The organism is Pedobacter sp. CAN_A7 (genome assembly GCF_015752175.1).
Taxonomy (GTDB): domain Bacteria; phylum Bacteroidota; class Bacteroidia; order Sphingobacteriales; family Sphingobacteriaceae; genus Pedobacter.
Genome location: NZ_JADOUW010000004.1, coordinates 68498 through 81378, shown reverse-complemented (window position 1 = coordinate 81378; position 12881 = coordinate 68498). Strand labels below are relative to the sequence as shown.

Sequence of the window (12881 nt, the reverse complement as noted above, 5' to 3'; positions counted from 1 at the left end):
CCTTAAACCAGGAGTCCTTCTTTTTTAAGAATATAATTGTAAATCCCTTCGATAGGTTTTTGCAGAATCTTTCCTGGTTTAACACCATGCGCTTCACATACTTTGATCAGCGTATCGCGATAGTAATAAGCGATGGAACCTACAAAATGGCAGTCTATCGTTTTGTAATTAGCGTAATCTTTAATATTAGTCTGCACAAACTCTTCGAATACATCATAAATAAGCTGTGCAATAAAAGGATGATCCGTATGTTTAGTCATGAACTTGCTTAAGGATGCCAAATAGGTGTTTGGATAAGGATTTTGGTAAACCCTGTTAATCACCGATTCTTTGGTAATGCTATATTCTTCAGCAAATAAAACGCCTAATTCCTGGGGCATCTTTCCGTACAGATAGCTAGTAACCAGTTTTTTGCCCATATGCGTGCCAGCGCCTTCATCGCCAAGAACATAACCCAGTCCATGTTTACTCTTGTGCACCGTGTTGCCATCATAATAGGAGATGTTAGATCCAGTGCCAAGTATGCAGGTAAGGCCTTCCTTATCGCCACATGTGGCATAGGCCGAACCTAACAGATCGTGTTCCACACAAATAAAGGCATTGGTAAAAAATAACGACAAACCATTAGAAATTACTTCATGCTTGTCGGGAGAGGAACACCCGGCGCCGAAGAAATAAATTTCCGTCACCTCATCAGGGTTAAAACCCAGGTCTTTTTTCTTCGAAAAAATCTTGTAGATATCCTGAGCATTTAAAAAGTATGGATTTATACCCTGGGTATGAAAACGAACGGGATCGCCTGGTCTGTTACCCATCCAATCCGTTTTAGAGGAACCACTATCTGCAACTAAAATCATGTGCTAAATTTAATCAACTTATTGAACATTCAAAGTACCGCTAATCTCTTTTAAGCTAATCTCTGTTAATTTAGCCAGGTATTGTGCATCCAGAAATCTGGTGATGGCCTGGATCGAATTCCGTTGAGCTTCGCGCAATTCTATAGGTGCAATACTTCCTAAACGATATTTATCCAGGGTTATATCCAGATTCTGTTTAGCAATCTCCACATTGCCCTCTTCAACTTTAAGCAGGTCAAGGTTAGTCTTGTAATTTTGATAAGCACGTAACAACTCGGCGTTTATGGTTTGCTGCGTCCGTTCCAGGGTTAATTCCGAAGAGTTAATCAGCACCTTCGCATTGCGTTCATTCTGACGCTGCAAAAAGCCATTGAAAATGTTCATGCTGGCAGTTACCCCATAGGTAAATCCCCGGCCGGTAAACTTCTGGTTAAATCCGGTAGGGTTTGCACTGTTTGAAAACTCATACCCTCCATTAAGTCCAATCACCGGATAGCGCTGCCCCTTAACTTCTTTTAAACTAAGCTCGGCAACTTTTTTATTGATAAAAGCATTTTGCAGGTCAGGATTTAATTTCATCGTGGCCTCTTGCAGGTTACCGTAATTCAGTTGGTCGTCAATATTAATCTCTTCCTGGGCGTATACCTGGATATTCAGGTCGCGGGCCATCACCTGGTTTAGGTTAACCATCGCATTTTGAACCAAATTCTTTTGTTGTAAATAGGCAGAGGTATCAGTGTTGTAATCCACAGTTGCCGTTAATACATCCAGTTTTGACCCCTTACCAATTTGCAGTTTACTGTCTGCAATACGCATCCTGAACCTGGAAATGTCTAAAGCGCTGTCAGTAGCCAGTACCAGTTGCTGTTGTCGCACCAAATCATAATAGGAGTTAATCACCTGTGCAATGGTACTCAACACCGTTGCTTTAGCGTTAACTTCGCCTTGTTTTTGCAGTTCTTTCAGTTTGTCGTAAGTAGCAAACATGCGTAAACCATCAAATATCGTCCAGTCCAGCGCCACACCATAATTCATGTTAGTGTTGCGCACACCATCATTTTTGCGTTCTTCGCCGGATGAGGTAGTCTGTACTGTATTTTGCCTGCTTCCACCATTGCTAAAGTTACCTTGTAAACCTGGCAGTACGCCTGCATTACCCAGGTTAACATTGTTCTTTGCAATGTCCAGGTCGTTATTAACCAGCTTGATGTCGTAATTATTTTGTAAGGCTATGGTAACGGCTTCTCTTAATGATAATCTTTCCTGTGCTGCGGCGGTTTGAATACCGAGGGCAACGAGTATAAAAAGGAGGATGTTATACGGTTTCATGTATCTCTTGTTCAATTTCAGCCTTTTTTAAGGATTCTTGGAGTTCTTCATTTACTTTGTGTTCTTTAGACCAGGCAGAATAAATAGCTGGAATAACAAATAAGGTAAGTACCAGGGAGAAGGTGGTACCACCCACAATCACAATACCCATCCCCATCCTGCTTTTTGCAGCTGCACCTAAGGCCATGGCAATCGGAAGGGCACCAATTGCAATCGCTAAACTGGTCATCAAAATCGGGCGTAACCTGGAAACCGAAGCTTCGCGGATGGCATCATGTACATTTTTGCCCTGCTCTTTAAGCTGGTTGGCAAATTCTACAATCAGGATCCCGTTTTTAGTTACCAAACCAATCAGCATGATCGTTCCAATTTGGCTAAAGATGTTCCAACTCTGGCCAAATAACCATAAAGAGAGAAAGGCTCCGGCAACAGCCATTGGTACAGTTAGAATAATGATCACCGGGTCTTTGAAACTTTCAAACTGTGCCGCTAGAATCAGGTAAACGAGTAAGATGGCTAAACCAAAAGCAAAAAGAGTATTCGAAGAACTTTCTTTAAAATCCCTTGATTCTCCGCCCAGGTCAGTAGAGAAAGTTTCGTCAAGCACCTTCGCCGATATCCTGTCCATGGCCTCAATACCATCACCAATACTTTTCCCTGGGGCTAGTCCTGCAGATACAGTAGCAGATATAAAACGGTTGTTCCGGTAAAGTTGCGGCGGACTACTTTCTTCCTTCGCAGTAACCAGGTTATCTAGTTGTATCAGTTCGTTTTTTGTATTCCTTACATAAATAGAGCTCAGGTCTAAAGGATCTTTACGGTTCGCTACTTCAAACTGACCAATTACCTGGTATTGTTTCCCATTCATAAAGAAATAAGAGAAACGCTGACCACTTAAGCCCAGTTGTAGTGCGGTACCAATATCCTGGACCGAAACACCCAAGTTTTTAGCTTTATCACGATCAATCGTTAAGTTGATTTCCGGTTTATTAAATTTTAAGTTCACATCCGAGGTGGTAAAGGTTGGATCGTTAGCAACCTCTTCCATAAACAAAGGCACTTTTTCGCGAAGTTTCTCAAAGTTTTGCGCCTGAATAATATAGTTAACCGGTAAACCACCGCGACGGCCTACAGAAATGGTTGGTTGTTGTGTAACCACCACCTTACCTTCTGTATAAGTTTTGGTGATCTGGGTCAGTTTTGTTGCAATTTCTGCCTGTGAACGTTCTCTATCGCCAGAGGGGGTTAATCCCATCCGCACGAAACCACCATTGGTAGAGCCACCACCAAATCCTGGCGAGGTAATGGTAATGTTTACTTTTTTCTCCGGCACGGAGTCGCTCACCATGTCCGAAATCTTTGTCATAAAACGGTCGGTATAAGCAAAAGAAGCACCTTCAGGTGTAGAAATGTTCATGTTAATGGCGGCGCGGTCATCATATGGTGCCGTTTCTTTCGGCAGCACATTCCAGAATAACGCAATTAAACCCACACAAGCCAATAATATCGGAATGGCTAACCATCTTTTGTTAAGGAATTTATTCAGGTTCTCCGCATAGTTATCGTTCAACTTGACGAAGTATGGTTCAGTCACCTCATAAAAGCGTGATTTTTTGTGGCCAGTTTTCTTCATCAGGTAAGCGTTCAACATCGGTGTTAAAGTCAGCGACACAAAGGCCGAAATGAGCACTGCTGCGCCGATTACGATACCAAACTCCCGGAAGAGCCGCCCGACAAATCCTTCGAGGAAAACCACCGGTAAAAACACTGCGGCAAGGGTGATGGAAATAGAGATTACAGCAAAAAAGATTTCATTGGAACCTTTAATGGCGGCTTCAAAAGGAGAATAACCTTCCTCCACCTTTTTAAAGATGTTTTCCGTGACCACAATCCCATCATCCACCACGAGCCCGGTGGCCAGTACAATCGCTAAAAGCGAAAGCACATTGATGGAGAAACCACAGATGTACATGATGAAAAAGGTAAAAATCAATGATACCGGAATATCAATAAGGGGCCTAATAGCGATGGCCCAATCCCTAAAAAACAGGTAAATAATCAGGATCACCAGGATCAGTGAGAGAATAATAGTTTCCGCTACCTCAGTTACGGACGCCTTAATAAACAAGGTGTTGTCTAAAGAGATGTTTAAATTAATATCCTTTGGTACATCCTTTTTTAATTGTTCAAAGCGGGTGTAAAATTCTTCAGAAATCTCCAGGTAATTGGCTCCCGGCTGAGGCACCAAACCTACGGCCACCATGGGTTTTCCAGATTCCCTTAATACGGTTTCTTCATTTTCAGACCCTAAGGCCGCATGGCCTATATCTTTTAACTGCACCACACCGGTCGAGTCATTTTTTAGGATCAGGTCGTTAAACTCCTGTTCAGTGGTTAGTTTTCCTAATGTTTTTACCACCAGTTCGGTGTTTGCACCAGTAATTTTACCTGAAGGTAATTCAACGTTTTCCTGGTTTAATGCAGTTATAATATCTTGTGAGGTCAAACCATAAGCAGCTAGTTTATCAGGTTCTATCCTGATCCGCATGGCATATTTCCGTTGCCCCATAATCTGCACGGCACTCACACCAGTAATGGTTTGCAGGCGATCAGCAATCACGTTCTCTGCAAAATCACTCAGTTCCATCACATTACGCTTGTCACTTTGCACAGTCATGGTAATTACGGCATCCGAGTTGGCATCAGCCTTACTTACTACCGGGTTACCATCAATGTCTTTTGGCAATTGCCTGGCGGCCTGCGATACTTTATCGCGCACATCATTTGCGGCGTCATCAATATTTTTATCCAGGTTAAACTCAATAGTAATATTACTACTTCCCTGGTTACTTGAAGAGGAGATGTTTCTGATCCCATCTATCCCATTAATGGATTTCTCCAGGGGCTCTGTAATTTGCGATTCAATAATATCAGAGTTGGCGCCCGGGTAGGAGGTACGCACATTAACCACGGTGGGGTCAATATTCGGATACTCTCTTACACCTAAAAAGCTGTAACCGATGAACCCGAATACCAGGATCATCAGGTTCATCACAATGGCCAAAACTGGCCTTTTTATACTGGTGGTTGAAATACTCATGATCAGGGTCTTTAGTTTTTAACAACCGATACATTTACCGGCGCGTCTGGTTTCAGCGCCATCGCGCCGGTGGTCAATACGGTGTCACCTACTTTTAGTCCCGAAGTAATGACAATGTTATTGGCAGTACGGGTGCCTGCTTCTACAGGCACTTGTTGTGCTTTCCCGTTTCTGCTAATAAACACGGTTTTTCCTTCCAATACTGGAATGACCGCTTCATTAGGAATTAAAATAGCATCTTCAAGTGTATTTAAAGAGAGTTCAATTTTAGCAAAAGCACCAGGCAGCAATTCCATGTTTGGGTTATCGGCAATGGCTTTAATCTGTAAAGTCCTGGTCTGGCTGTTTATGCCTGGTTCTACGGCAAATACCCTGCCTACATAGTTTCTGTTTGAACCACTTGTTTTAAAATTTATGGCTGAATTTAATTTAATCTGTCCAGCATATTTCTCCGGTACAGAAAAACTTATTTTAATCGGGTTTATGCTCATCAGGTTGGCAATCACCCTTGTTGGGGTAATGTACTCTCCACTAGAGATATTACGTAGCCCTATTTTTCCACTAAATGGGGCATAAATAGCCGTTTTTGCCAGTTGTGCACGTATCAATTGCGTTTCTGCTTGTAGCGAGCGTAAATCGGCAAGGGAAGTGTCGTATTCTTCCTGACTAATTGCGCCTCTTTCCAATAATTGTTTTGCACGGTTTTCATTGGTCGAGCTTAGTTTTTGTTTCGTTTGCGCCTGTTGTAATTGCGCTTGTATATCACGGTCGTTAATTTTAACCAGTAAAGTTCCTTTAGTTACATTGGTGCCTTCCTTAAAGAAAATGCCGGTTACCAGTCCAGGCACCTCGCTTTGCAAAGAAACCGACTCATTAGCCTCAATGGCACCGGTAATGCCCAAATCGTTGCTGAAACTTGCCGTACGTACCACCACTCCATTAACATTTAAGCCAGGCGCAGGCCCGTTTTTGCTTGCAGACGGACCACCACCACTAATCTTTTTATTAGCGTTAATCCGGTAGTAAACGAAAAAAGCAAGGCCGAGGGTAAGCAGGATATAGATGATGTATTTAAGCTTCATAGAAATGGTTAATCAATTGTTAAGACAAAAATATCTTAAATATGTTGTTAGGTTAGCGTTGTATTAAGTATGTTACAGCTTAATTAATTAGGGCCATGTAAAGCAAAAAGATAAGTACTAAATTTGCCAGCCTATAGAAATAAGAAAACAGATCGTTAAATGAAAAAATCATTAGTAGGGTTAGTGGTATTTATTGCCTTGGGTATGACCGCCAAATCACAAGTGAAAATAGGCTTTGAAGTAAGCTTTATCGAACCGCAAGCACATTATGCAGAAGTGCAAATGGATCTATCGGGATTGCAGAAAGAATATACAGACGTAAAAATGCCAGTCTGGGCCCCAGGATCGTACCTGGTACGCGAATTTGCCAAAAACGTAGAAGGCTTTACAGCCTCTGCTGCCGGTAAACCGCTTAAAGCAGAAAAGATTGATAAAAATACCTGGAGGGTATTCCATGCAAAAGCCAATGCCGTAAAAATCAATTACCGCGTATATGCTTTTGAAATTTCTGTTCGTACCTCTTTTGTTGATGCAGAACATGCCTTCCTTTCCTCAACGGGTATATTCATGTACCCTGCAGGCTTGCTAAAATCAGCAAGTACCGTTAAAATTATTCCTTACAAAACCTGGAGCAAAGTGTCAACTGGATTAGCTCCGGTTAGTGGCCAGCAGTTTACTTTCCATTCCCCAGATTTTGATACCTTGTTTGATAGTCCTATAGAAGTAGGAAATCAGGATGTTTTTGAATTTGAAGCCAGTGGTGTGCGTCATGAAGTGGCCATGGTAGGTGGTGGAAACTACGATGCTGCCCGTTTGAAAGTAGACATGGCAAAAATTGTAGAACAAGGAACAGCCATTTATGGCGAAAACCCAAATAAACACTATACGTTTATTGTACACCACTTTTTGCGTGGTGGCGGTGGTTTAGAGCATTTGAACTCTACGGTACTTGGTGCATCTCGCGACCAGTACACTTCTGAGCGTGGTTATACCGGCTTTTTAGAGCTTGTTGCACACGAATACTACCATTTGTGGAATGTAAAACGTTTACGTCCGGTGGCATTAGGGCCTTTTGATTACGATAAAGAAAATTATACCACCAACCTGTGGATCTCTGAAGGTTTTACTGCCTATTATGAGAATAAACTGATGTTACGTTCAGGTTTTAAAAATGAGGCACAATTTGTAACTGGCCTGGCAACCGCTGTAGCTAACGTAGAAAATACCCCAGGAGCGAAGGTTCAATCGGCTGCAGAAGCTAGTTTTGATGCCTGGATTAAATTTTACCGTCCGAATGAAAACTCCAACAATACCACTGTTTCTTATTATGCCAAAGGCGAAGTAATTGGTTTAATGATGGACTTAGAGATTGCCAATGCCACTAAAGGAAAGAAAAGCCTTGACGATGTGATGAAAGCTATGTATGAGCAGGGTAAGACTTTAAAAAGAGGTTATACCGATGCAGAATTCAAAGCGATGACAGAGAAAATCAGCGGCATTAGCTTTACTGATTTCTGGGCTAAATATGTAAACGGTACTGCTGCTGCAGACTATGTGAAATACTTTGGTTATGCAGGTGTTAACGTTAAGAATGAAAACGAAGGTAAAAGCATTCCTTATTTAGGCGTATCTTCCAGAAGAATAGAAGGAAAGATTTACATTAATTCCATCTCCCGTAATTCAGCGGCCTGGGTAGCAGGCTTAAATGTAAACGATGAGGTTGTTAGCGTGGAAGGCGTTCCGGTAGAAGCTATTATCGAGCGCATGCCAGTCATAACAGGCAAGAAAGTAGGTGATGTAATAAAGGTAGATGTGATTAGAGATGGCGTGAATAAATCCATTCCGGTAACTTTAATGGCCAATCCTAACATTAAATTAGTTGCAGAACTTAATGCAAACGCCACTCCTCAACAAGTAGCTGTACGTAAAGGCTGGTTCGGAATTTAGTAATAAACACTTAAAATATTAAGGGTGTCCGGCAATCGGATGCCCTTTTTTGTAGCAGTGGTTTTCGAGGCAACTGCATGAAGGAACTAAATATTAAGCATAAATTCGGTCGACATGGAGGGCACCTAAATCCATATTAAGTCCATATTCAGTCCAAGTTGAAACCAAGTTTCTCTAGAAATACTTGGATTCAATACGGTTTTAATATGAAGTGAATTTGAATGGAGGGATAGCCACTCTACTGTCGCTGCAGAGACGCCATTGACCTGAATTAAATTAACTACCTTAATTAAGGGGTTTTCACATAAAAAAAAGGTTGCCGGAATATTCCGGCAACCTTTTTTTAAATCCTGACTGGCTATTAAACGCCAGATATTGTGTTTTATTTAGAACGTGAAACGAACCGATAAACCTAGACCAGCACCATCAAATTCAGTATCCGGAGCAAGTTCAATTGCTGGTTTCCAGTCTAAAGAGAAGTTAATTGGCGCAGTACGGATTTTGTAATCCAAACCTAAAACACCATCAAGTGATAAGTACAAATCATTGTTATCCCAATGTTTGTGGTTAACAGAACCGATGGTACCACCGATACCATAGTACCAGTTTAAACCAGGTGCACCAGCAATTGGGTTATAGATTTCATATAAACCAGTTAAGCGGAAATAATCCATGTCGTTATGTGACCTGAAGTTGGCAATGATGTCGATCATTTTGTTGCCACCTAAACTTGTTTTGAAAGTTACACCGTTAGCCGTTCCAAAACGTCCACCGATTGCATTTTTATAATCTTGTGCATTCGAAGTCGAGTGCAGGCATAGGGTCGTAATAAATACTAAGCTTAAAATAGTAAAGATTTTTTTCATGATGTTTATTAAAATGTATGTTAAAGTGAAAGCAGTGAGCAAATACTATGCCGACTCTTCGTTAAGTCTTTTTATTTTATGGAGTATTGTGCCCCCATCATAAATGGTATAGATAAAACAGACCAAAATTAAAATCGGTTTTTTTAAAAAAGATAATTTGTTAGATTTGATATTCTAGAGAAAAACCAAATCTAACCCGTAGCCCTATGTCTGAGATCACACGTGTATTCGACCTCCTCCAATATAATCTTCAGAAATTTCCAAAAGACGAGTTTATCAATGGTAAAAAAGATGGAAAATGGAATGTTAATAGTACCCAGGGGTTTATCAATAAGGTAGACGACTTGAGTCGCGGACTCATAGAACAGGGTATAGTTAAAGGATCCAGGGTAGCGGTCATGGCCCATAACCGTCCGGAGTGGAACATCACGGATTTCGCTATTATGCAGATTGGTGCTTATCAGGTGCCTTTATATCCAACGTTACCTGAAACAGACATTAAGTTTATTCTGCAGAATGCCGAGGTGAGTCTTGTTTTTGTGGAAGATGCCAAATTATATGAAAAAGTAAAAATGGCTGTTGCACAGCTGGCACAGCCGATTGCGATTTATACCATAGAAGAAGTACCTGGCGCCGACAACTGGAAACAGCTTACTTCTGCCGGTGCATTAAAGACCGACATTGATTTGGATACTTACAGGCAGTCGGTAACTGGGGAGGATATATTAACCCTCATTTATACTTCAGGAACCACAGGCACACCTAAAGGGGTGATGCTTACCCACAATAACCTGATTCAAAATTTTAAAAATTCTGCGGTAGTGGTGCCAAAAGGCATGACCAAAGGATTGAGTTTTCTGCCTTTATCGCACATCTTTGAGCGCATGATCGTATACCTTTATTTGTATTCAGGTATTTCGATTTATTATGCTGAAAGCATGGAGACGATTGTGGCCGACATACAGCATGTAAAACCCAATGTTTTTACTACAGTTCCGCGTTTACTGGAAAAGGTGTATGAAAAAATCATGGAAAAAGGTAAAGCCCTTACCGGCGTAAAAAAGGCAATGTTTTTCTGGTCGGTAGGTCTGGCCGAACAATATGAGCTGGAAGGTAACTGGTTTTATAACCTCCAGCTAAAAGTGGCCAGAAAACTGGTCTTCAAAAAATGGCAGGAAGCCCTGGGCGGTAACATTGTGGTTATTGTATCGGGTGGTGCTGCGCTAAACCCAAGGCTGGCCAGGATATTCTGGGCGGCAGGTATGCCAGTGTTTGAAGGTTATGGTTTAACGGAAACCTCGCCGGTGATTACCGTCAACCATTTTGGCCATACCAAGTTTGGTACGGTGGGTGTGGCCTTAGATGGCATGGAGATAAAGATAGCACCTGATGGGGAGGTATTAGCACGTGGTCATGCGGTGATGAAAGGTTATTACAAACGTGATGACCTGACTTCAGAAACTATTGACAGTGAAGGCTGGTTCCATACCGGTGATATCGGCGAAATTCTGGAAGGTAAATTTCTTAAAATTACCGACCGGAAGAAAGAAATTTTTAAAACAGCAGGGGGTAAATATGTAGCACCGCAGATGCTGGAAAATAAGTTTAAGGAAACCATTTTAATTGAGCAGGTCATGGTATTGGGGGAAAACCGGAAATTTCCAGCTGCGTTAATTGTGCCTAACTTTGTGGCCTTGCGGTCATGGGCAGAGAAAAAAGGTGTTTCTTACACCAGCGATGCCGAGATGGTTAAACATCCGCAGGTGCTGGAGAAATTTGGACAAATTGTAGAAAACAGCTGCCAGGACTTTGGGAAATGGGAGCAAGTAAAGCGTTTTGCATTATTGCCTAAACAATGGAGTGTAGATGGTGGAGAGTTGACCCCGAAACTTAGCTTTAAGCGAAAGGTTATTTTAGAACGAAATATTGATATTATTGAAAAATTGTATAAAGATGCAGAAAGTTTTAAAGGGTAGGTCTTCAACCTTTATCCTTATATTATTTATCCCTTTTTTAATCACTGGCTGTGCCGGCGGACAACTGGGGAAACAAAGCAGTAAAGAATTCCGCAACGGAATGGTGGTTTCTGCCCGGGAGGAAGCTTCTCAAGTAGGGATTGACATTTTAAAAAAAGGTGGGAATGCTGTAGATGCCGCAGTAGCCGTACAGTTTGCCTTAGCCGTGGTGTATCCTAATGCAGGAAACCTCGGTGGGGGTGGTTTTATGGTGTATCGATCTGCCAAAGGCGAAACCAACAGCCTGGATTTTAGGGAAAAAGCACCTGCTGCAGCATCGAGAAACATGTATCTGGATTCCCTGGGGCAGCCAATCGTAGACAAAAGTTTGTATGGTACGCTTGCCGCTGGGGTACCGGGATCGGTTGCTGGTATGTATGAAGCGCACCAGAAATATGGAAAATTAAAATGGGCCGATTTGATTGAGCCCTCAGTTTTGCTGGCACAACATGGTTTTAAAGTAACGGAGAAGCAGGCTAAGGAACTAAACGAATTACACGATGATTTTTCGCGATTAAACCCTTTGGGAACCGCTTTAATAAAAGAGGGTACATGGCAAGCTGGTGAAAAAATGGTGCAAGCCGAACTGGCGCAAACCCTGATTCAGATTCGCGATCATGGACGTGATGGTTTTTACCAGGGTACGGTAGCCGATGCGGTGGTTGCAGAGATGCAGCGTACGGGTGGCATTATCACTAAACAAGATTTACAAAATTATAAAGCCATCTGGCGTAAGCCCATCATCGGGCAATATAGAGGTTATAAAGTGATTACTATGCCGCCACCATCCAGTGGAGGTATTGCCCTGCTTCAATTGCTAGGTTCAGTAGAAGGTTATCCTTTGAAAAAATGGGGGCATAATGCCGATTCAACGGTGCAATTAATGGTAGAAGCCGAACGCCGCACTTATGCCGACCGTGCAGCACACCTGGGTGATCCTGATTTTTACAAGGTGCCGCAAAAACACCTAATGGAAAGCAGTTACCTGAAACAGCGCATGAGTAATTTCAGTTGGGCAAAAGCAACGTTAAGCTCAGCCATAGGTGCCGGAGTGATGCCACCCGCGGAACATGAAGAAACCACTCATTTTTCTATTGTAGACCGTGAAGGAAATTCGGTATCCCTTACTACCACTTTAAATGGCTCTTATGGCGCTTTAGTGGCGGTTAAAGGTGCAGGTTTTCTCTTGAACAATGAGATGGACGATTTTTCCGTGAAACCAGGTGCACCAAATATGTACGGTTTGGTAGGTGGCGAAGCAAATGCGATCCAGCCGGATAAACGTATGCTGAGCTCCATGACACCAGCAATATTAGAAAAAGAAGGAGATTTGTTTATGGTGGTAGGTACACCTGGAGGATCTACCATTATGACTTCGGTATTTCAGACCATATTGAATGTAATTGATTTTGATATGAGCATGCAGGCAGCTGTAAATGCGAAGAAGTTTCACCACCAGTGGTTACCTGACGTTGTGCAGGTGGAGGAAGGCGCTTTAGATAGTGTTACCCGTGTGAAATTAGAATCAAAAGGATACCCCATCAAGGTGCGTGGGCCGATTGGTAGGGTAGATGCGATATTAAAAAATAAATGGGGCTATTACCAGGCTGGAGCTGACCCTAGGGGTGATGACAAAGCCGTTGGATGGTAAATTAGATTTTGTGGTACAGAAATTGTAATGTGAT

At 42.1% G+C, this 12881-nt stretch carries 8 protein-coding genes; 3 read left to right on the top strand and 5 right to left on the bottom strand.

The genetic code is table 11. The features are described from left to right. Positions 1-2: 2 nt before the first annotated feature. From IWX76_RS15125 to IWX76_RS15110, 4 genes are read right to left on the bottom strand one after another with little or no spacing between them, the layout of a single operon-like run. The gene (locus IWX76_RS15125; RefSeq protein WP_196860869.1) at positions 3-857 is read right to left on the bottom strand and encodes an N-acetylglucosamine kinase; all 855 of its coding nucleotides are present in this window, start codon (positions 855-857) and stop codon (positions 3-5) included. A gap of 18 nt (positions 858-875) precedes the next feature. Continuing rightward, positions 876-2186 (bottom strand): TolC family protein, encoded by a 1311-nt coding sequence (locus IWX76_RS15120; RefSeq protein WP_196860868.1) that lies wholly within the window; start codon positions 2184-2186, stop codon positions 876-878. Next, positions 2173-5286 carry an efflux RND transporter permease subunit gene (locus tag IWX76_RS15115; protein WP_196860867.1) on the bottom strand — a complete coding sequence of 1038 codons (3114 nt, stop codon included), beginning with the start codon at positions 5284-5286 and terminating at the stop codon, positions 2173-2175. Before IWX76_RS15115 ends, IWX76_RS15120 begins: the two co-directional genes overlap by 14 nt. An 11-nt stretch (positions 5287-5297) precedes the next feature. Next, positions 5298-6368: an efflux RND transporter periplasmic adaptor subunit gene (locus IWX76_RS15110; protein WP_196860866.1), complete on the bottom strand. Its 1071-nt coding sequence runs from the start codon at positions 6366-6368 to the stop codon at positions 5298-5300. 159 nt (positions 6369-6527) lie between these two features. On the opposite strand from IWX76_RS15110, the gene IWX76_RS15105 reads away from it, so the two are divergent. After that, positions 6528-8315, top strand: a complete 1788-nt coding sequence (locus IWX76_RS15105) for a M61 family metallopeptidase (protein ID WP_334642038.1) — start codon at positions 6528-6530, stop codon at positions 8313-8315. A 386-nt stretch (positions 8316-8701) separates the two neighbouring features. Here IWX76_RS15105 and IWX76_RS15100 read toward each other — a convergent pair whose 3' ends face one another. Beyond that, complete coding sequence (locus IWX76_RS15100; RefSeq protein WP_196860865.1) at positions 8702-9181, bottom strand: hypothetical protein; 480 nt, start codon at positions 9179-9181, stop codon at positions 8702-8704. Positions 9182-9387: 206 nt separating this feature from the next. On the opposite strand from IWX76_RS15100, the gene IWX76_RS15095 reads away from it, so the two are divergent. Continuing rightward, positions 9388-11157: an AMP-dependent synthetase/ligase gene (locus IWX76_RS15095; RefSeq protein ID WP_196860864.1), complete on the top strand. Its 1770-nt coding sequence runs from the start codon at positions 9388-9390 to the stop codon at positions 11155-11157. Further along, positions 11135-12847, top strand: coding sequence for a gamma-glutamyltransferase (gene ggt, locus IWX76_RS15090; protein WP_196860863.1), 1713 nt, complete (start codon positions 11135-11137; stop codon positions 12845-12847). The genes IWX76_RS15095 and ggt overlap by 23 nt, the downstream gene beginning before the upstream one ends. The last annotated feature ends 34 nt before the right edge of the window (positions 12848-12881 follow it).

What these genes read in the sequence shown, in the direction of transcription:
- IWX76_RS15125 (WP_196860869.1), bottom strand. Translation starts at nt 857, where the DNA reads ATGATTTTAGTTGCAGATAGTGGTTCCTCTAAAACGGATTGGATGGGT.
- ggt (WP_196860863.1), top strand. Translation starts at nt 11,135, where the DNA reads ATGCAGAAAGTTTTAAAGGGTAGGTCTTCAACCTTTATCCTTATATTA.
- IWX76_RS15110 (WP_196860866.1), bottom strand. Translation starts at nt 6,368, where the DNA reads ATGAAGCTTAAATACATCATCTATATCCTGCTTACCCTCGGCCTTGCT.
- IWX76_RS15105 (WP_334642038.1), top strand. Translation starts at nt 6,528, where the DNA reads ATGAAAAAATCATTAGTAGGGTTAGTGGTATTTATTGCCTTGGGTATG.
- IWX76_RS15100 (WP_196860865.1), bottom strand. Translation starts at nt 9,181, where the DNA reads ATGAAAAAAATCTTTACTATTTTAAGCTTAGTATTTATTACGACCCTA.
- IWX76_RS15120 (WP_196860868.1), bottom strand. Translation starts at nt 2,186, where the DNA reads ATGAAACCGTATAACATCCTCCTTTTTATACTCGTTGCCCTCGGTATT.
- IWX76_RS15095 (WP_196860864.1), top strand. Translation starts at nt 9,388, where the DNA reads ATGTCTGAGATCACACGTGTATTCGACCTCCTCCAATATAATCTTCAG.
- IWX76_RS15115 (WP_196860867.1), bottom strand. Translation starts at nt 5,286, where the DNA reads ATGAGTATTTCAACCACCAGTATAAAAAGGCCAGTTTTGGCCATTGTG.